18 protein-coding genes and 1 tRNA gene are annotated in these 18,511 nt (G+C 69.7%); 14 read left to right on the forward strand and 5 right to left on the reverse strand.

Annotated features, from left to right (window positions below; all coding sequences use genetic code 11):
- Positions 1-122 precede the first annotated feature (122 nt).
- The 5 genes from ACW4TU_RS25430 to ACW4TU_RS25450 all read left to right on the forward strand — a co-directional run bounded on the left by ACW4TU_RS25430 (position 123) and on the right by ACW4TU_RS25450 (position 5,913).
- A complete protein-coding gene (locus ACW4TU_RS25430) occupies positions 123-1,328 on the forward strand; it encodes a DNA polymerase III subunit delta' (RefSeq protein ID WP_457417086.1) in 1,206 nt (401 codons plus the stop codon).
- Between the two features lie 239 nt (positions 1,329-1,567).
- Positions 1,568-3,097 (forward strand): alpha/beta hydrolase, encoded by a 1,530-nt coding sequence (locus ACW4TU_RS25435; RefSeq protein ID WP_457417087.1) that lies wholly within the window; start codon positions 1,568-1,570, stop codon positions 3,095-3,097.
- A gap of 106 nt (positions 3,098-3,203) precedes the next feature.
- A tRNA-Thr gene (locus tag ACW4TU_RS25440) sits at positions 3,204-3,277 on the forward strand.
- Between the two features lie 299 nt (positions 3,278-3,576).
- Positions 3,577-4,830 (forward strand): hypothetical protein, encoded by a 1,254-nt coding sequence (locus tag ACW4TU_RS25445; RefSeq protein WP_457417088.1) that lies wholly within the window; start codon positions 3,577-3,579, stop codon positions 4,828-4,830.
- A 618-nt stretch (positions 4,831-5,448) separates the two neighbouring features.
- On the forward strand, positions 5,449-5,913 hold the full coding sequence (locus tag ACW4TU_RS25450) for a hypothetical protein (protein ID WP_457417089.1): 465 nt from the start codon (positions 5,449-5,451) through the stop codon (positions 5,911-5,913).
- A 10-nt stretch (positions 5,914-5,923) separates the two neighbouring features.
- Here ACW4TU_RS25450 and ACW4TU_RS25455 read toward each other — a convergent pair whose 3' ends face one another.
- Entirely contained in the window at positions 5,924-7,720 is a 1,797-nt protein-coding gene (locus ACW4TU_RS25455; RefSeq protein WP_457417090.1) for a sensor histidine kinase, read from the reverse strand.
- Entirely contained in the window at positions 7,710-8,444 is a 735-nt protein-coding gene (locus ACW4TU_RS25460; RefSeq protein WP_457417091.1) for a response regulator transcription factor, read from the reverse strand. Before ACW4TU_RS25460 ends, ACW4TU_RS25455 begins: the two co-directional genes overlap by 11 nt.
- Before the next feature lie 80 nt (positions 8,445-8,524).
- On the opposite strand from ACW4TU_RS25460, the gene ACW4TU_RS25465 reads away from it, so the two are divergent.
- The 4 genes from ACW4TU_RS25465 to ACW4TU_RS25480 are packed head-to-tail and all read left to right on the forward strand — an operon-like array spanning position 8,525 to position 12,462.
- Positions 8,525-9,322 (forward strand): hypothetical protein, encoded by a 798-nt coding sequence (locus tag ACW4TU_RS25465; RefSeq protein ID WP_457417092.1) that lies wholly within the window; start codon positions 8,525-8,527, stop codon positions 9,320-9,322.
- Positions 9,309-10,556 carry an efflux RND transporter periplasmic adaptor subunit gene (locus ACW4TU_RS25470; RefSeq protein WP_457417093.1) on the forward strand — a complete coding sequence of 416 codons (1,248 nt, stop codon included), beginning with the start codon at positions 9,309-9,311 and terminating at the stop codon, positions 10,554-10,556. Before ACW4TU_RS25465 ends, ACW4TU_RS25470 begins: the two co-directional genes overlap by 14 nt.
- A complete protein-coding gene (locus tag ACW4TU_RS25475) occupies positions 10,553-11,245 on the forward strand; it encodes an ABC transporter ATP-binding protein (protein ID WP_457417094.1) in 693 nt (230 codons plus the stop codon). Before ACW4TU_RS25470 ends, ACW4TU_RS25475 begins: the two co-directional genes overlap by 4 nt.
- Positions 11,242-12,462, forward strand: a complete 1,221-nt coding sequence (locus tag ACW4TU_RS25480; RefSeq protein ID WP_457417095.1) for an ABC transporter permease — start codon at positions 11,242-11,244, stop codon at positions 12,460-12,462. The genes ACW4TU_RS25475 and ACW4TU_RS25480 overlap by 4 nt, the downstream gene beginning before the upstream one ends.
- Positions 12,463-12,555: 93 nt before the next feature.
- Here ACW4TU_RS25480 and ACW4TU_RS25485 read toward each other — a convergent pair whose 3' ends face one another.
- On the reverse strand, positions 12,556-13,140 hold the full coding sequence (locus ACW4TU_RS25485) for a hypothetical protein (RefSeq protein ID WP_457417096.1): 585 nt from the start codon (positions 13,138-13,140) through the stop codon (positions 12,556-12,558).
- 187 nt (positions 13,141-13,327) lie between these two features.
- Between ACW4TU_RS25485 and ACW4TU_RS25490 the strand changes: the two genes are divergently transcribed.
- Genes ACW4TU_RS25490 through ACW4TU_RS25505 form a run of 4 tightly spaced genes read left to right on the forward strand, consistent with a single transcriptional unit; the run spans position 13,328 to position 14,709 of the window.
- On the forward strand, positions 13,328-13,510 hold the full coding sequence (locus tag ACW4TU_RS25490) for a hypothetical protein (protein WP_457417097.1): 183 nt from the start codon (positions 13,328-13,330) through the stop codon (positions 13,508-13,510).
- Positions 13,511-13,564: 54 nt separating this feature from the next.
- Positions 13,565-13,921, forward strand: coding sequence for a PRC-barrel domain-containing protein (locus tag ACW4TU_RS25495; protein WP_457417098.1), 357 nt, complete (start codon positions 13,565-13,567; stop codon positions 13,919-13,921).
- A 49-nt stretch (positions 13,922-13,970) separates the two neighbouring features.
- On the forward strand, positions 13,971-14,141 hold the full coding sequence (locus tag ACW4TU_RS25500) for a hypothetical protein (protein ID WP_457417099.1): 171 nt from the start codon (positions 13,971-13,973) through the stop codon (positions 14,139-14,141).
- Between the two features lie 55 nt (positions 14,142-14,196).
- Entirely contained in the window at positions 14,197-14,709 is a 513-nt protein-coding gene (locus tag ACW4TU_RS25505; protein WP_457417100.1) for a DUF1003 domain-containing protein, read from the forward strand.
- 171 nt (positions 14,710-14,880) lie between these two features.
- On the opposite strand, the gene ACW4TU_RS25510 is transcribed toward ACW4TU_RS25505, so the two are convergent.
- On the reverse strand, positions 14,881-15,051 hold the full coding sequence (locus ACW4TU_RS25510; RefSeq protein ID WP_457417101.1) for a hypothetical protein: 171 nt from the start codon (positions 15,049-15,051) through the stop codon (positions 14,881-14,883).
- 237 nt (positions 15,052-15,288) lie between these two features.
- Positions 15,289-16,194 (reverse strand): hypothetical protein, encoded by a 906-nt coding sequence (locus ACW4TU_RS25515; RefSeq protein WP_457417102.1) that lies wholly within the window; start codon positions 16,192-16,194, stop codon positions 15,289-15,291.
- An 82-nt stretch (positions 16,195-16,276) separates the two neighbouring features.
- Between ACW4TU_RS25515 and ACW4TU_RS25520 the strand changes: the two genes are divergently transcribed.
- Positions 16,277-18,502, forward strand: a complete 2,226-nt coding sequence (locus tag ACW4TU_RS25520) for a molybdopterin oxidoreductase family protein (protein WP_457430299.1) — start codon at positions 16,277-16,279, stop codon at positions 18,500-18,502.
- Positions 18,503-18,511: the final 9 nt, after the last annotated feature.

The following is an 18,511-nucleotide window of genomic DNA, read 5'->3' on the forward strand; positions in this document are numbered from 1 at the left end:
CGTTGTCGATGGGGACCCGTTGTCAGTGGGGACCCGCACAATGGACTTCGCGTGGCAAGCCATGACGAAACGGCATGACGAAGTGGCATGACGACGAGGTGTGACGGAAGGGCGGTGCTCCCATGCCGGTGTGGGACGACCTGGTGGGCCAGGAGAAGGTGAGCGCGCAGCTGGAGGCCGCCGCGCGGGATGCCGACGCCCTGGTCACCGCCGTCACCGCGGGCGAGCCCCAGCCCGAGGCGTCGAAGATGACGCACGCCTGGCTCTTCACCGGCCCGCCCGGCTCCGGCCGGTCCACAGCGGCCCGCGCCTTCGCCGCCGCCCTGCAGTGCGTGAGTCCCGACCGTGCCCTCGGCGGAATTCCCGGCTGCGGTTTCTGCGACGGCTGCCACACGAGCCTGACGGGCACGCACGCCGACGTGGACGTCGTCCGCACCGACCTGCTCTCCATCGGTGTCAAGGAGACCCGCGCCCTGGTCCGGCGCGCCCAGCTGTCACCGGCTGTAGGACGCTGGCAGGTCATCGTCCTGGAGGACGCGGACCGCCTCACGGAGGGCGCGGGCAACGTTCTGCTCAAGGCCATCGAGGAGCCCGCGCCGCGCACAGTGTGGCTGCTGTGCGCCCCGTCCATCGAGGACCTGCTGCCCACGATCCGCTCCCGCTGCCGTCTCCTCACCCTGCGTACCCCGCCGGTGGAGGCGGTGGCCGACATCCTCATCCGCCGGGACGGTATCGAGCCGAACGTCGCGCACACCGTGGCCAGGGCCACCCAGGGTCACATCGGCCGCGCCCGTCGGCTCGCCACGGACGCGCGGGCCCGGGAGCGCCGGGCCGCCGTCCTCAGGCTGCCGCTCCGCGTCGAGGACGTCGGCGGCTGCCTCAAGGCGGCCCAGGAGCTGATCGATTCGGCGTCGGAGGACGCCAGGCAGCTCGCCGAGGAGGTCGATGTGAAGGAGACGGAGGAGCTGAAGCAGGCGATGGGCGCGGTCCAGGGTGGCCGCATGCCGCGCGGCACGGCCGGCGTGATGAAGGAGCTGGAGGACCGCCAGAAGCGCCGGAGAACGCGTACGCAGCGCGACACCCTCGACCTGGCCCTGATCGACCTCACCGGCTTCTACCGCGACGTCCTCGCCCTCCAGTTCGGCTCCCGCCTGGCGATTGCCAACGCGGAGGCCGAGGACACCCTGGAACGCCTGGCCCGCGCAGGCTCACCCGAGTCGACACTCCGCCGCATCGACGCGATCGCCGCGTGCCGCGAGGCCCTGGACCGCAACGTGGCACCGCTGCTGGCGGTGGAGGCGATGACGCTGGCGCTGAGAGCGGGCTAGCGGGCTGACGTCGGCGCACGGGCGACGGGCGACGGGCGACGGGCGACGGGCGACGCGTGACGCGTGACGCGTGACGCGTGACGCGCACCAACGGATGCCTGATGGCTGGGGTGACTGGAAGTGGTGGCTTGGCACGTGTGACTCCTGACTCGTCACTCCTGACTTGCAGCTCATAACTCGTACGAGTCATGTTGCGGACGGAGGGTATTCGGATGGTTTCACACGGTTACGCTCGTTGAATGCATATGAGGCGCACACCTCGTCAGACCTGGACATTGCTCGCGGTCGCCGCGCTGCTCGTCTCCGCCTGTTCCACGGGGAGTTCGACGAGTGCGGCGAGTTCGTCGGTGACGCCGACCGGCCTCGCGTCGTACTACGCGCAGAAGCTGAACTGGCGGTCGTGCGGTGTGCCCGGTTTCCAGTGCGCCACGATGAAGGCACCCCTCGACTACGCGGCTCCGGCCGGGGGCGACGTCAAACTCGCCGTCTCCCGCAAGAGGGCCACGGGTGCGGGCAAGCCGCTCGGCTCGCTGCTGGTGAACCCGGGCGGGCCGGGCGGCTCGGCGGTCGGGTACCTGCAGGCGTACGCCGGGATCGGTTACCCGGCCGAGGTCCGCGCGCGCTACGACATGGTCGCGGTGGACCCGCGCGGGGTGGCGCGCAGCGAGCCGGTCGAGTGCCTCGACGGCCGCGGGATGGACGCGTACACGCAGACGGACACGACTCCCGACAACGAACGGGAGACGGACGAACTGGTCGGCGCGTACAAGGAGTTCGCCGAGGGCTGCGGCAGCGGTTCGGCCGACCTGCTGCGGCACGTGTCCACCGTGGAGGCGGCCCGGGACATGGACATCCTGCGGGCCGTGCTGGGCGACCGGCGGCTGACGTACGTCGGGGCGTCGTACGGAACGTTCCTCGGGGCGACGTACGCAGGCCTCTTCCCCGGCCGCGTGGGCCGGCTGGTCCTGGACGGCGCGATGGACCCCTCCCTCTCCGCGAGCCGCCTGAGCCTCGACCAGACGGCGGGCTTCGAGACGGCGTTCGACGCGTTCGCGAAGGACTGCGTACGACAGCGGGACTGCCCGCTGGGTACGGAGGAGGGGAAGGTCGGCGCGAACCTGAAGGCGTTCTTCGACCGCCTCGACACGTCGCCCATCCCGGCGGGTGACGCGGACGGCCGCGAGCTGGGCGAGGCCCTCGCCACGACCGGCGTGATCGCCGCGATGTACGACGAGAGCACCTGGCCGCAACTGCGCGAGTCGCTGACCTCGGCGATGCGGGACAAGGACGGCGCGGGCCTGCTGCTCCTCTCCGACAGCTACTACGAGCGCGACGCGGACGGCCGCTATTCGAACCTGATGTTCGCCAACGCTGCCGTGAACTGCCTCGACCTCCCGGCGGCGTACGCCACCCCCGACCAGGTGCGCGATGCGCTGCCGTCCTTCGAGAAGGCGTCCCCCGTCTTCGGTGAGGTCATGGCCTGGGCCTCCCTGAGCTGCGCGTACTGGCCGGTCCGGCCGACCGGCGAGCCGCACCGCATCGAGGCGAAGGGCGCGGCCCCGATCGTGGTCGTCGGCACGACCCGCGACCCGGCGACCCCGTACCGCTGGGCCCGGTCCCTCTCCCGCCAACTCTCCTCGGCCCGCCTCCTGACGTACGAGGGTGACGGCCACACGGCGTACGGGCGGGGCAGTGACTGCATCGACGAGGCGATCGACAGGTATCTGCTCCGGGGGACCCCTCCGGCGGAGGGGAAGCGGTGCTCGTAGCGGCGGAGCGGGCGCCGGTGCGGAGGCCTCCGGGGGTGTGCGGAGCACCCCCGGAAACTGTGTAGACTTGCCGACGTTGCTGATCGCACCATGGTGTGGACAGCGCGCCGCCTTAGCTCAGATGGCCAGAGCAACGCACTCGTAATGCGTAGGTCTCGGGTTCGAATCCCGAAGGCGGCTCTGTAGAAGCCTCAGGATTCTCACTCGCCGTGACCTGGGGCTTTTGCTTTTCCATTACCTTGCGCGGCGCTGACGGCCCAGTCCGAGAACCCTCGCTGAGGGCCGCCGGTGGACAACCGGTGGACACGCGTGCAGTGGGCGTGCAGAGCGGTGGGCGAGTGCGCTCACGAGAACTGGCCTGTCCCGCCGGAGGCGAAGGGGCTGCGGGTCTGTGTCTCTCGGGCTGTCGACAGCGACGCTGTCGGGGGGTTTCCATAAATCGGGCGGGCCGAGACGGCGACTGATGAAGAATCAGCCGGATGGACAACGAGATTCAGCTGATCAGCGACGGTGACGGACTGACGGTCATCGGGAGTGAGACGGATGTCGAACGTTTCCTCGTCTCGGAGGGGCTGTCGTCGAAGGACGTCGGATTGCGACAGCTCAAGTCCGTCGCCGGTACCGGGGCTGTGGTCGCGAAGGCAGGTTCGGACATTGCCGCCGAATCCGCCTGTTGGGTGAAGCTGACCCGGGAGTCGGCACAGGTCGTCAAGAAGTACGGGCTGAGGGAAAGCTCGAAGACGGGTCTCAGTACAGGTGTGGTGAAGGGGCCCAAGGGCCAGATCAGGGGTTTCGTCGAATTCGCGAGCGGGCCCCGATCGCTTCTGGGTAACCCGGCGCTTCTCGCTCATGCTGCGGGGATCATGGCGCAGCTCGCGATGCAGCAGACCATGGACGAGATCACCGACTATCTCGCCACGATCGACGAGAAGGTCGACGACGTGCTCCGCGCCCAGAAGGACGCTGCGGTGGCAGGCATGATCGGAGCGGAGCTCGTGATCGAAGAGGCCATGACCATCCGGGAGCAGGTGGGCCGGGTTTCCGAGATCACGTGGTCGAAGGTGCAGGCCACGCCGGGGACGATTGCGACGACCCAGGTGTACGCGTTGCGTCGACTCGACGCACTCGCGGAGAAGATGGAGCGCAAGGCCAAGATCGGCGATCTCGCCGAGGCGGCCAAGGAAGCCGAGGCCAAGGCTCAGGAGTGGCTCGCTGTTCTGGCTCGTTGCTTCCAGCTGCAGGACGCGATCGCCGTGCTCGAACTCGACCGGGTCCTGGACGCGGCTCCGGAGGAACTGGACCGGCACCGCCTCGGGATTCGGATTGCCCGGCAGAATCGGCTGGACCTCATCTCGCGGAGCACCGAGCGTCTGGTGACCCGGATGAATGCGGCTGCTGGAGCGGCCAACGCGAAGGTACTGCGGCACCCGACCAAGTCCCCGGCTGTGGTCCAGTCGAGCAACCATGTCGTGACCGGCGTCGATGACTTTCACGGGCGGCTCGGGATCGCGTCCGGTCGCCAGCCGTCGGAGACGAGGCGATGGGCGGTTGCGGCGGCGGAGGTGAGGGACCAGGCGCTTGAGACAGGAGCGAAGGGAGTCGGTGCCGCCAGAAGCCTCGGCAGCGAGACCCTCGACCGGGCCGGCTCGGTAAAGGGCAAGCTCTCCCGCGGGATCGCCGAGCGAGCGCGCCGTCGGCGCGGGGACGTGGAGGAACCCGACGAGAAAGGCTGAGTGAGCGCCGACCGCCGGCCACGTGCACAGCCCGACCGCACCCTCAGCCGCGAAGAGCCGCATCATCGCGGAGGAACCGGTCGTGAACGATTTGCGCTTCGGTGTCGGCGTCGGGGACTTCACCCTTGACGTTCAGGAGGAGAGCGTCCAGCCACTCAAGGGCATGGGCGCGACATGCCCACCTCGCCAAGGTTCCGCCCGCCCAGGAGGCCGGCAGGTTCCTTGTGCTTCAAGCCGACCACGACGGCGCTGTGAAGCACGCTGTCGTGGGGAGTCAGTCGGAGGGCGAATCCTCCTGCAACAGTCCGGAGCCTCGATCAACACGCACTTACCGTAGGAACATCCGTCATGCTCGCCGCCCTGTTGCGTTGCATGCGGAAGGAGGGGGAAGAGCGAGGATGCCGAAGGGCACTCGACGCGCAACCGTGCTCGCTGCTGAACAGCGCGTGGTCGACCACGCGTATGCCCGTCTGGAGCGGGCCCGGCAGGAGGCGTCGGAGCTGATCGGCCTTGACGTCGCAGCCAGCGGCAAGGACTCCATCAATGCCCGGCGGACCTGGGAGCGGGAGCTGGCGTCGCTCGACATCGGAGGCAAGTCCCTCGTCTTCATGAGGGCCGATGTCGACGAGGGCGAGGGCCGCGAGACGTTCTACGTGGGGTGCCGCACAGTGCGCGACGACCGACGCCGCCGAGGCCACCGCGGCGGCGCTGGCCGAGACGGCCGCCGAGGTCGACCTGGTCGTGGACTACCTCTGGGGCAGGCCCGCCGGTGACGCGGTCACGGCGCTGCTGCGGGCCCGCGCCGACCGCAGCCGCGTGCTGAACTGGATCCAGATCGGCTCCATGGCCGGCCCGACCATCGAACTGCCCTCCGTGGCACTGCGTTCGGCGAACTTCCGGTTGCGGGGCAACGGCCAGGGCGCCGTGTCCACCGGGGCGTGTCTGGCCGAACTGCCGTCCCTCATCGAGGAGATCGACGGCGGCGGCATCGCGGTCACCGCCAGGACGATGCCCCTGGCCGACGTCGGGACCGCGTGGACCGAGCCCGAGGTACCGGGCGTACGCACCGTACTGACACCCTGAACCGCCGTGGTCAGCCGGGTAGTTGGAGAGTGAAGACCGTCTCGGTTCCGGGGGAGCTGGTGACGCTGAGGCTGCCGCCGTGGGCCTCGGTGAACCGGCGGGCGATGGAGAGGCCGAGGCCGCTGCCGCCGGTGTGCCGGTTGCGGGACTTCTCGGCGCGCCAGAACCGGTCGAAGACATGCGGCAGGTCCTCCGGGCCGATGCCGGAACCGGTGTCGCTGACCTGGATCAGGACCGTGCCCCCGGTGCGCCGGGACCGTACGGTGACGCTGCCGCCGGGGGGAGTGTGGCGTACGGCGTTGGACACCAGGTTGCCGACGGCCTGGCGCAGCCGCATGGGGTCCGCGTACAGCTCGGTGTCACCGTCGGTGCGGACGTCCAGGGTGATGCGCGCGCTCTGGGCCTGGCCGCCGTGGGCGGTGGCGACGTGGTGCAGGAGGTCGCCCGCGTCCAGGAGCTCACGGTGCAGCTGGAGCGTGCCGGCCTCGGCCGCCGCCAGGTCCCGGAGGTCGTCGATGATGTGCTGGAGCAGCAGGGTCTCCTCCAGCAGCACCGAGGTCACGTCGTCGTCCGGGGTGAGCACACCGTCCTGGGTGGCTTCCAGCCAGCTGCGGATGGTGCTGAGCGGTGTCCGCAGTTCGTGGGCGATGTCGCTGACCATGGCCTTGCGCTGCGCCTCGGTGCGTTCCCGGTGCTCGGAGAGGTCGTTGAAGGCGGCGGTGAGACGGCCGATCTCGTCGCCGGTGGTCACCGGGACACGGAGCTGCGGCCGGCCCGGGTTGCGTACGGCGCTGGTGAGCGCGCGCAGCGGTCTCACCAGGCGGACGCCGATCACCACGGTCACGGTCATGGTGAGGACGAGGACGAGGGCGATGACGCCGACGATGCGGATGGTGTTGGCCTGCGACAGGTCGAAGCCCGGAACCGCCGATCCGGCCGGTTCACTGACGAACAGCTGCGCCGCCGGGGCGACGTAGGCGGCGAGTTGTTCGCGGCGGCTGGAGCTGACGCAGTTCTGCGCGGCCGGGGTGTCGGCGTCACTCGGCTTGCGGGAGAGCGTGAGGTCGAGCACCACGGCAGGCAGGCCCTGATGTGCCAGACAGGTCCTGATCAGCTTGTTGAGGCTGTCGAGAGCCTTCAACTCGCCCGGTGTCGCGAGTGCGAGCTGGAGCGCGGATTCGCACTTGCCGAGGGCGTAGGCCCCCTTGGCGTCGCCGGTCTCGATGCTGGGGTGACCGCTGAGCGAGACGGAGACCTTGGCGGGGTAGCCGAGCTTGCGGATACAGTCCCTGAGCGTGTTCGCGCTCCTGAGGAGGTCCTGGCGCTGTGCGGCGGAAAGCCGGAACGGGCCGAGAGCACGGGGGGCGATACGGTCGGCGCCGGCGTCGGGGAACAGCGCGGGGTCGACCTGCAGCGGGTCGATGACCGCGAACGCCTGGTTCGGCAGCGGCGAGGTGCCGGGCGCGGAGTCCGCGATCGTCCGGCGGCCGTGGTCCTGGGCGGTGAGGGTGATACGCCGGTCGGTCCGGTCGGCGAGCTGGCTGATCGTCCGTGCGACTCCGTCCCAACTCGGGTGGACGGCGGCGTAGTCGGTGAGCATCTTGTAGATGTCCGTGTCGTCGGAGAGGACCTGCCCCTGCTCCTGGCGGATCGCGCTGGTGGTGGTCCGTACCGCGAGCCAGGCGGTGGCGGTGATCGCGCAGAGGGCGACGAGAAGCGAGGAAGCCAGCAGCCTGACCAGCAGACTCCTGCGCAGCGGCACCCTGGTCTCGGGGGTCTCGGCGTGCACCGCGGGCTCAGTGCGCACGGTGGCCCTCGGGGCCGTCAGCCATCTTGTAGCCGACCCCGAAGACGGTCAGCAGGAGGACCGGCTGCTTCGGGTCGGCTTCGAGCTTCTTGCGCAGGTTCAGGATGTGCACGTCGATGGTGCGCTCGGTGATGAAGCGGTCGGACCCGCGGGTGCGGGTCAGCAACTGCCGCCGGGTGAAGACCCGTTCGGGCTCGGCGGCCATGACCGCCAGGACCTCGAACTCCCCGGGGGTGCATTCCACCTGCCGCCCGCCGAGGTGGACGGTGTGCCGGACCGGATCTACCGAGAGGGCGCCGGCCCGCAGGACCGGGTCGGTCGGCCGGCGGTCGTCCGGGACGGCGGCGCCGCCGCCGGTATGCCGGCTGCGCCTCAGCAGGGTGCGGATACGGGCCATCAGCTCACGGGGGCTGTAGGGCTTGGTCATGTAGTCGTCGGCGCCGAGGTCGAGGCCGAGCAGCAGGTCCTCCTCGGTGGTGCGGGCGGTCAGCATCAGCACCGGGAGGTCGGACTCCCTCCGCAGGATGCGGCAGACGTCCAGGCCGTCGACCACCGGCATCATCACGTCGAGGACGAGCAGATCGGGCGGTCGGCGGCGGGCCTCGTCGATCGCGGCACGTCCGTCGTGCACCACAAGGGCGGTGTGGCCCTCGCGTTCCAGATAGCGCCGGATCACCGTGGCCTGTCTGACGTCGTCCTCGGCCACCAGGACATGTGCGCACATGCTGCCGACCATAGGGCGGGGCGCTGCGATTCAGACAGGTTTTTGATGGCAGCCTGACAGGATCCTCATATCGCTCGGCCATGGTGGCCGCCATGCCGAACCTCAATGACCGGCCAGGCATTGGTGCTGTGGCCGCAGACGGGTCCCGGGTCCGTCCGGTAGCCGGTTCGTCCTCAATCGCCGCCGGACGGCCCCTGTGCCTTGTCCTCAATCGCCGCCGGACGGGCTGCAATCAGCCCGTCCGGCGATTGAGGACACAGCGCGGCCGAAGGCTGCGCAACCCGGTGAACCAATGCGGCCACAGCACCAGGTCCCGATCCGTCGCGTTGGCCGCCCTCGGGGTGGTGGCGATTTCCGCGCTCACCGCGTGCGGTGGCGGATCCTCCGGTGCGGGCAAGGCCGGTGACACCGACGTGGCCTCGATCGCCGGCCCGGCCGCGAGCGCCGGATCGGCCGGGCCGAGCGCCGACCCCGACTCCGGCCGCCCCCAACTGCGCCTGGACGGCAGCGAGGAGGAACACCGGAAGCTCAACAACGCCTGGGTGTCCTGCCTTCAGGACCACGGCGTGAAGACGTACACGAAAGGCTCGGCGGGCGCCGAATGGATCTTCCCGGGCGTGAACGCTTCGGACTTTCCCGCATCGGCGAAGGTCTGCGCCTTGAAGCAACCACTTCAGCCTGTGGAGACGGACCCGAAGAAGAACCCGCATTACGCGGATGACTTCCGCGAATGGATCAGGTGCATGAACTCCAAGGGGCTCAAGGTTGTCGGGCTGCCCGACAACGCGGGCTGGAACTACGCCTCCAACACCCAGCCGGCCAATTCGGATGAAATCGAGAGCAGTTGCCGGCTGGAGGCATTCAGTGCGAAGAAGTGAGCACGCTCAGGCCGACGAGCCGCCCGGCAGCGCGGCGCCGGGGAAAGCGCGGAAACGGGTCGTCATCGCGGTGGCCGCACTGCTCACGGCAGGCGTGGTGGGGGTCAGCCTGGCCGGGGTGAGGAGTGGTGGGAACCCGTCGGGCGCCGCGGCGAGCGGTGCGCCCCGGGTGAGCACCGTCGCGGTGGTCAGGACCGACCTGTCCAGCACCCTTTCGCTGAACGGAACCCTGGGCTACGGCAGGACCGTATCGGTGAAGGGCGGCAAGGACGGCCTGGTCACCCAGCTGCCGGCGGTGGGGGCCAAGGTGTCCAGGGGCAGGTCCCTGTACCGGGTGGACGATCGTCCGGTGCCGGTGTTCTACGGGACCACACCGCTGTTCCGCCCCCTCGACACCAGGGGTCTCATGGGCAGGGACGTCAAGGTGGTCGCGGACAACCTCAGGGCGCTCGGCTACGACATCGGCGCCCAGCCGGCGTTGGGCAGTTGGGTCGCGCAAGGGTCGGAGCCGACCGGCGCCGCGAGCACCTCGCCGTCGCCGTCCCTCTCGCCGTCGCCCTCGCCGTCCCCGTCCCCGTCCCCGTCCTACGTACGGGTCAAGCCCGGCGAGGGGGTGCTCACCGCCTCCCTGATCGCGGCGGTCGGGCGGTGGCAGACCCAGGTCGGTATGCCCTCCACCGGGGTCCTCGGCGCCGGCGACGTGGCGGTGCTGCCGGGCGAGGTGCGGGTCGGTGCCGTACAGGCGCAGCCCGGCGACCCGGCCACCGGAACGCTGATGTCGGTCACCGGTACCGCCAAGTCGGTGTCGGTGTCGCTGGACGCGACCGACGTCGACTCGATCCAGCAGGGTGACAAGGCGACCGTGACGCTGCCCGACAACTCCGAGGCCCATGGCGCCGTCTCTGCCATCAGCACCGATGCCCAGGCCTCCGACCAGGCAGGCGGTGACTCCGGCGGCACACCGCAGCTGGTGGTGACCGTCTCGCTGGACAGCACGGCGGCGCTGCGCCGCCTCAACTCCGCACCCGTACAAGTGCAGTTCACCGGGCAGACCAAGAAGGGCGTACTGGCCGTGCCGGTCGGCGCGCTGCTCGCGCTGAGCGGCGGCGGTTACGCGCTCCAGCTCCCCGGCGGCCGTCTGCTGGCCGTCGAGACGGGGATGTTCGCCAAGGGACTGGTGGAAGTGAGCGGCACCGGCATCACCGCGGGCACCAAGGTGGCAACGGCCTCATGACCGACCGCACACCTCCGGTACTCACCGTCCGCAACGCGAGCATGGCGTATCCCGGCGGGGTCAACGCGCTGGACGATGTCTCGCTGGCCATCGGGACCGGTGAACTGTTGGCCATCGTCGGACCTTCCGGGTCCGGCAAGTCCACTCTGCTGAACATCATGGGCACCCTGGACCGGCCGACGAGCGGCACCGTGGAGATCGGCGGCCGGGACGTTTCCTCGCTCTCGGACCGGCGGTTGTCCGCGCTGCGTGGCCGCTGGCTCGGCTTCGTCTTCCAGCAGTTCCATCTCACCGAGGGGCTGACCGCAGCCGAGAACGTCGCCACCGGTCTGCTCTACGCGGGTGTGCCGCGCGGCCGGCGCCGTCCACTGGCGCTGGAGGCGCTGGCCCGGGTCGGCCTGGGACACCGGGCCGGACACCTCTCGCACCAGCTCTCCGGCGGTGAACGCCAGCGTGTCGCCATCGCCCGGGCCCTGGTCAACAACCCCGCGCTGGTGCTCGCCGACGAGCCCACCGGCGCGCTGGACACCGCCAACGGACGGGCCGTCCTTGAACTGCTGACCGAGCTGAACGACGAGGGCACCACCATCGCGATCATCACCCACGACCGGGACATCGCCGAGCGGCTGCCCCGCCGGGTGGAGATCCTCGACGGGCGCCTCGTCGCCGACACGTATGAGGGGTCATGAACACCACCGTCACCGAGGCGAACAGCAGGCCGGTACGGCTGGCCCCGCTGGATCTTCTGGGGCTGGGTCTGCTCGGCATCCGTACCCGGAAGATGCGGGCCGCGCTGTCGGCCCTTGGCATCTCGATCGGCATCGCCACCATGATCGTCGTCACCGGGATCCCGGCCTCCAGCCAGAAGGCGCTGCTGAACGAGCTCACGGCGATGGGCACCAACATGCTCCAGGCGCAGCCGGTCCCCAATCCGAACTCACCGGTGCTGCTCCCGCCGGAATCGGTGGACATGGTCCGCCGTATCGGTCCGGTCACCATGGTCAGTGCCGTCGCCAACACCCATGCCACCGTGCACCGTTCGGACCATGTCGACCCCAGCGACTACGCCGGACTCACCATCCTGGCCAGCGAGGTCAACCTGCTCCCGGCCATCAACGCCGAGGTGCGGTCGGGCCGCTTCCTCAACGCCGCCACCGAGAGGTTCCCCACCGCGGTGCTCGGTTCGGTCGCCGCCACCCGGCTCGGCTTCGCGAAGCTGAACGACCGGGGACCCGCCCCGCAGATCTACATCAACGACCGCTGGTTCACGGTCATCGGCATCCTTGCCCGGACCCCGCTCTCCCCCGACATCGACCGCTCGGTACTCGTCGGATGGGACGCCGCCCGCGCCCAGTTGAAGTTCGACGGACACCCCACGGTGATCTACATCAAGGCCAGGGAATCCGCCATGGAAGCGGTCCGGGGCGTGCTGCCCGCCACGGTCTACCCGCAACTGCCCGGCATGGTCCAGATCAGCCGCCCGTCCGACGCGCTGGCCGCGAAGCGCGCCACCCAGACCACCTTCTCCGCCCTCTTCCTGGGACTCGCCGGAGTCGCGCTGCTGGTCGGCGGTATCGGAGTGGCCAACACCATGGTCATCTCGGTCCTCGAACGCCGCCGTGAGATCGGCCTGCGCCGCGCGCTGGGCGCCAACCGGGGCCAGATCCGAGGCCAGTTCCTCACCGAGTCCGTCGTACTGTCCGCGCTCGGCGGCGTGGCCGGTACGGTCCTCGGCGTCCTGGCCACCGTCGGCTACGCCACCTACCAGCACTGGCCGCCGGTCGTCCCGCTCACCTCGGTGGCGGAAGGGTTCGGCGGCGCCGTACTCGTCGGCATGATCGCCGGTGTCTACCCGTCCATCAGGGCCGCCCGCCTCACCCCTACCGAGGCCCTCGCGTCAGCATGAACGACATGGACGACATGGACGACATGAACGACATGGATGACGTGGACGAAGGGCGTTGGGCCGTTGGACGGCCCAGCGCCCTTGCGTACACGCCTACTTCTGGAAGGCCTTCACCTGGCAGGCGGTGTCGATCTCCTCGAAGTGCGGAGGATTCGGCTGGCTCGGGTCAAAGGAGTAGTCGGAGCTGCCGACCACGGTGGCCCTGATGCCGTGGGCGTTGAGGCACTTCACATAGACCCGCAGGTCGTCGGAGTAGTCCGGATTCGTGGCCGGGTCCAGCTCCGGCGGCGTTATCGGCTCCTTCGACGCACAAGCCTTGGCACCGGCCTTCTCGGCCGGGGTGGTCGGTGCCGCCTTCAGCGGCCCGCCCTTCGCCTTCAGACAGGCGTGCCAGCTGTCCCACATCCGTTCGTTCTCCTCGGCGGAGCTGTCCAGCCGGATGACGGGGCGGCCGGCGTCGGGGTCCGTTGTCCGCGTCGGTGTCCCAACTGCCTTGCCCGGGCTCGCGATCGAGGCGACATCGCTGTCGCCGGCACTGCTTCTGTCACTCCCGCTGCCCGAGCCGCCGCCACCGCACGCGGTGAGGACGACTAGGCCCGTTGCGCCGATGGCGGTGAGCAGGGATGCCCGCGCGGAGCGGCCGGGAACCGGCCAGCTGCCATGAGAGGGGTTCGTCATGGCGGCCACTGTGGCCGAACGATATGAGGATCCTGTCAGGTTGCTGACAAGGGCCTGTCTGAAACCGGCCGGGCAGCCGGCCCCGGGCCTCCGTACGAATAGTCGGTTGCCGACAGGGAAGGCGCCCGGCAACGGCGTAGCCACCGCGATCGGGCGTGGGCCGCCCACGACCGATGGAACAAAACTGATGTTGGCTTTCGCGGCGGCTGTGCTCTTGGGCATCGCCTTCGTCATCCACGCCACCGAAACGTCGACCGACGTGATCTTCAGTTCGACGAGCCTGCTGTACCTCGGCCTCACGCTGCTCGCCCTGCATGTGGCCGGTGTCGGGACCGGTTGGTCCGGCAGGGGCCGCAGCCGTCGCCGCTGAGCGGCGTTCACCGACCATCACACGGCGCAGGAAGCAGGGAGTGGAGGAGACCTCATGATCCAGGCAGCGGACGTCCGAGAGTGGCGTAATCACGATGTCGTTGATGACGGCGGGCAGCGGATAGGTGTATTGGAAGCCGTGTACGTGGACACCGCCACCGATGAGCCGTCCATGGCCACGGTCAGGACGGGGCTGCCCACCCGGCGCCGGCTGGTCTTCGTCCCCCTCGACGACGCGATCGTCGGTCCGGGCTACCTCAAGGTCCGGTACGCCAGGGCGGAGGTGCGGAAGGCTCCGTCGATCGGCACGGACGACGTACTCCCGGCCGGGGACGAGGAAGCGATCTTCCTGCACTACGGGAAGAAATACCAGGCGGGTGCGGGGGGCGAACGACAGCTCGCACGCCGCTGATCGCCCGGGTACGGGCTCAGGGCTTCAGGTCGAAGGAGGTGTTCGCGCAATGGTGCTTTTCCTGCTTCTCGTCATTGTGGCCGTCGTACTGGGAATCGTCGGCGCGGTCGTCGACGGGCAGGGCTACCTCCTTGCCATCGGCTGCGTGCTCCTGGTGGCGGATGTGGCCTTCGCCGTCGTGCGCTGGTCCCGGCGGACCGCCCGGCGCCCCATCCGGTGACCGCGGCGGACCGGCTGGTGTCGGGGCCGGTGGCACCGTCCGGCACTATGAGCGCATGAGCCCGGATTCCGATTCCGATGAAAGCCCCTCCCGCGCGCGCAGGACCGCCCGCGTCGCGCACGAGGGGGATGTCTTCGCGCGGATGCGCACCACGCAGGACCGGGTCGCGGACGCGATCACCGAGTTCGCCGGGACCATGCTCTTCGTCTACATCCATGCCGCGTGGTTCGCCGTCTGGATCGCGCTCAACGAGGGCCTGCTGGGCTCGGTAGGGGTCTTCGACCCGTATCCGTTCGGGCTGCTCACCATGATCGTCAGCCTGGAGGCGATCTTCCTGTCGACCTTTGTGATGGTGAGTCAGAACCGGCAGGCCGCGCGGGAGAACGTAAGGGCCGACCTGGACTTCGAGACGAACCTGCGCTCGGAGGTCTGGGCGGTGCACATCGGCAAGGCGCTCGGCCTCGACCCGGAGGAGATCGAGCGGCGGGTCCAGGAGATCGCCGCGCAGAGCCGCGCAGGCCTGGACGGCGGCTCGGACGCGTCCCCGGTCGACCCCCGCTCGCTGTAGCCGCCGCGGTACCGGCCGATTCGGCCCGTCCGGCGTGTGAGGACAACACCGGCGCGCCGCCACGTGAGTGTGCGGCATGAGGGTGAGTGACCGTTCCGGCCGGTGTGGTGAACAGGGTGTGGGACTGGGGACGGTTGGCGGCCTTGAGCGCCATCCCGTTGTGCCAGGTATTCACGCCGACCACGCCCGAGCGTCGTGCGGATTGATCCAACCCTTGCGTCCGGCCGAGTCCTTCACCTCGATGAGCCCGTGTGCGGTGTAGCGGACGACTCTCAGCCGCTCACGCCCCAGCGCACTCCCGTCGTAGATGATCTGCCTGGCCTTGAACCTGTTGTCGCTCACTTGCCAGACTCCTTGATCCGGGTCGTGCGCACGGTCCCGTTCGGCATGCGTCGCTCCACCTCAATGGCACACGGGCATCGATCCATCCACAATCCGGCCCGGCGACTACTGGCTCTACAGGACCAGCGGCTGGTCGCGCCGGTGGGGGTGGTGCGCCGCGTGCGGCGCCCGAGCAGGTCGTACCCGTACGCGGTGGTGCGGTCGTTGACCGTTTCGGACAGCAGGCGGCCGGCGATGTCATGTTCGAGCAGGAGCGTCGTGTCGGGGGTGCTTGCCGTGGCGAGCCGTGAGCAGGTCGAAGTGGGTGTACTCGAAGCCGGTGACAGCGCCCAGGGCGTCGATGTGCGTGACGCGGTTGCCCTCGGCGTCGTACTCCCATGACTCGTTCGTGCCGTCGGCCGCGATGCGACGGGTGGGCCTGCCTTCCGCCGACCACTCCGGACGGGTCACGTTCCCGAGGGCGTCGGTGATCGTTCCGGGACGTCCGAAGATGTCGCGGGCGTAGCGGGTGGCCGCTCCCAGTGGGTCGGTGATCTCGACGGGGAGTCCGGCCCGGTCGCAGCGGACGCGCGTGGTGTGGCCCAGTGCGTCGGTGGCGGACGTCAGGTGCCCCGCCCTGTTGTAGGTGAAGCGGGTGGTGGCGCCTGCCGGGTCGGTCACGGCGATGCGGTCGCCGTGCTCGTCGTACTCCTGGTGCCGGACCGCGCCGTCAGGCCCCGTGATGGTCGTGGGCAGGCCGAGTGCGTCGTACTCGGAGGTGAGCTCCCGGCCGTCCGGGCGGACGACCGCGACGACCTGGCCGTTGTCGTCGTATCGGTAGCGCGTCGCGTGACCGAGCGGGTTGACGACGGCCGTCAGCTGGTGGTCGCCGTCCCACTCCTGCCAGGTGCTCGCGCCGAGCGGATCCGTGTGCCGGACGACGCGGTATGCCTCGTTGTACTCGTACTGGTCGGTGTGCCCCAGGGAGTTGGTGGCGGTGGTGGTGCGCGTGGTCTCGTCGTAGGTGAGGGTGCCGGAGAGGAATCCGTTGCTGCCTTCGTTACGGACGACACGTCCCTGTTCGTCGTACGCGTAGCGGTAGTCGGTGCCGTTCCGGTCGGACCAGGAGGTGATCCGGCCGGCGTCGTCGTAGCCGAACCGCATGGCAATAAACGTAACTGTGAATCGGCGTTATCGTGCGTGGTGCCGTGGCGTGGGCGTAATGGTGCTGAAACGTCGGGCTCAGATGCTGGTGGATGTGAGCACACCCCGGCCGATCGCGACGCACTGCCCGTACTGCGCTCTGCAGTGCGGTATCACGCTGGCCCGGCGTGACGGCAGATGGGACCTCACGGGCAGGGAGGATTTCCCGGTCAACCGGGGCGGGTTGTGTCTCAAGGGGCTGACCGCCGCGGAAACGCTGGACCACCCTGAGCGGATCACCGAGCCGCTGGTACGCGACCACCGGGGTGCCCCGCTGCGACCGTCGTCCTGGGCGGACGCGCTGGACCGTATCGAGGCGGCGATCCGGCGGTCCCAGCGCGAACACGGCCGGGACAGCGTCGGCTGCTTCGGCGGAGGCGGGCTGACGAACGAGAAGAGCTACCAGCTCGGCAAGTTCGCCCGGGTGGCACTGCGCAGCTCGGCCATCGACTACAACGGCCGGTTCTGCATGTCCTCGGCCGCCGCCGCCGGGCAGCGGGCCTTCGGTATCGACCGGGGGCTGCCGTTCCCGCTCTCCGATGTCGCCGACGCCGACGCGATACTCCTGGTCGGTGCCAACCCCGCCGAGACCATGCCGCCCGCGATGCAGTGGTTCGAAGCCGGCCGCGCCCGCGGCGCCCAGCTCATCGTCGCCGATCCGAGGGCGACCGCGACCGCGATGGCCGCCACGGCGCATCTGCGGCCGGTACCCGGCACCGATCTCGCCCTGGCCAACGGCCTGCTGCACATCGCGATCAGGGACGGTCTGGTCGACCACGAGTACATCGCGGCCCGCACCACGGGGTTCGACGCGGTGCGGCGAGCGGTGCGCGCGTACTGGCCGGATCGCGTGGAGCGGATCACCAGCGTGCCCGAGGCCGCGCTGACGGAAGCGGTGCACACGCTCGCGACGGCCCGTGCGGCGATGGTGCTCACGGCCCGTGGCGCCGAACAGCACAGCAACGGGACCGACACCGCGCAGGCCTTCATCAACCTGGCGCTCGCCCTCGGGCTGCCCGGCCGCGTCGGCAGCGGGTACGGCACCATCACCGGCCAGGGCAACGGCCAGGGCGGCCGGGAACACGGGCAGAAGGCCGACCAGTTGCCCGGGTACCGCAAGCTCACCGACCCCGCCGCGCGGGCGCATGTCGCGGCTGTCTGGGGGGTGCGGCCCGACGAACTGCCGCAACCCGGGCTGTCGGCCTACGAGATGCTGGACCGGATGGGCACCGAGGGCGGCGTGCGGGTCCTGCTCGTGATGGCCTCCAACCTCGCCGTGTCCGCTCCCGACCGCAACCGGGTCATCGACCGCCTGGACGCGCTGGACTTCCTCGTCGTGTCGGACTTCTTCCTGTCCGAGACGGCCGAACGCGCCGACGTGGTGCTGCCCACGACGCAATGGGCGGAGGAGGAGGGCACCATGACCAATCTCGAGGGTCGGGTACTGCTCCGTCACAAGGCGACCGAGCCGCCGCCAGGGGTACGCACGGATCTGGAGATCCTCTGGCTGCTGGCCGACCGGCTGGGCCGCGGCGCGCACTTCGCTCCCGGCGCCGCCGAGGTCTATGCCGAACTGCGCAGGGCCAGTGAAGGCGGCACGGCGGACTACTCGGGCATCAGCCCCGAACGGCTGGCCGCCGGCGAGGAGTTGTTCTGGCCGTGCCCGTCGCCGGGACACCCGAGCACTCCCCGGCTGTTCACCGACTCCTTCCCGACCCCCGACGGCCGCGCGCGGTTCCTTCCCGTCCGGTACCGGCCGGCCGAGGAGCAGCCCGACCAGGATTTCCCGTACGTGCTCACCACCGGACGCACGATGAAGCACTACCAGTCCGGCACACAGACCCGCCGCAGCCCGACGCTGCTGGCCGCCGAGCCCGCGGCCTACGCCGAGCTGCACCCCGAACTCGCCCGCCTGGTGGGCGTTTTGGACGGCGAGGACGTCCGGCTGACCACCCGCCGGGGCACCGCGGTGCTCCGCGCCCGGGTCACCGAGGCCCTCCGGGCGGACACCGTGTTCGTGCCGTTCCACTGGGGCGGCCCGAGCTCCGCCAACGGGCTGACCATCGCGACGCTGGATCCCCACTCGCGGATGCCGGCGTTCAAGGCATGCGCGGTCGCGGTCAGCAATCCCAAGGACCAGAGCGACCACAAGAACCAGAGCGACCACAAGAACCACGACCACAAGAACCACGACCACAAGAACCACGACCACAAGAACCACGACCACAAGAACCACGACCACAAGAACCACGAAGAGAACAGCCAATAGAAGAACCAG

It is taken from the genome of Streptomyces kryoterrae, from assembly GCF_054072135.1.

Coding starts and splice junctions, on each gene's coding strand:
- ACW4TU_RS25430 (WP_457417086.1), top strand. CDS start 123: ATGCCGGTGTGGGACGACCTGGTGGGCCAGGAGAAGGTGAGCGCGCAG.
- ACW4TU_RS25465 (WP_457417092.1), top strand. CDS start 8,525: ATGGTGGCCGCCATGCCGAACCTCAATGACCGGCCAGGCATTGGTGCT.
- ACW4TU_RS25520 (WP_457430299.1), top strand. CDS start 16,277: ATGCTGGTGGATGTGAGCACACCCCGGCCGATCGCGACGCACTGCCCG.
- ACW4TU_RS25435 (WP_457417087.1), top strand. CDS start 1,568: ATGCATATGAGGCGCACACCTCGTCAGACCTGGACATTGCTCGCGGTC.
- ACW4TU_RS25485 (WP_457417096.1), bottom strand. CDS start 13,140: ATGACGAACCCCTCTCATGGCAGCTGGCCGGTTCCCGGCCGCTCCGCG.
- ACW4TU_RS25445 (WP_457417088.1), top strand. CDS start 3,577: ATGGACAACGAGATTCAGCTGATCAGCGACGGTGACGGACTGACGGTC.
- ACW4TU_RS25460 (WP_457417091.1), bottom strand. CDS start 8,444: ATGTGCGCACATGTCCTGGTGGCCGAGGACGACGTCAGACAGGCCACG.
- ACW4TU_RS25490 (WP_457417097.1), top strand. CDS start 13,328: ATGTTGGCTTTCGCGGCGGCTGTGCTCTTGGGCATCGCCTTCGTCATC.
- ACW4TU_RS25475 (WP_457417094.1), top strand. CDS start 10,553: ATGACCGACCGCACACCTCCGGTACTCACCGTCCGCAACGCGAGCATG.
- ACW4TU_RS25495 (WP_457417098.1), top strand. CDS start 13,565: ATGATCCAGGCAGCGGACGTCCGAGAGTGGCGTAATCACGATGTCGTT.
- ACW4TU_RS25480 (WP_457417095.1), top strand. CDS start 11,242: ATGAACACCACCGTCACCGAGGCGAACAGCAGGCCGGTACGGCTGGCC.
- ACW4TU_RS25515 (WP_457417102.1), bottom strand. CDS start 16,194: ATGCGGTTCGGCTACGACGACGCCGGCCGGATCACCTCCTGGTCCGAC.
- ACW4TU_RS25500 (WP_457417099.1), top strand. CDS start 13,971: ATGGTGCTTTTCCTGCTTCTCGTCATTGTGGCCGTCGTACTGGGAATC.
- ACW4TU_RS25505 (WP_457417100.1), top strand. CDS start 14,197: ATGAGCCCGGATTCCGATTCCGATGAAAGCCCCTCCCGCGCGCGCAGG.
- ACW4TU_RS25450 (WP_457417089.1), top strand. CDS start 5,449: ATGTCGACGAGGGCGAGGGCCGCGAGACGTTCTACGTGGGGTGCCGCA.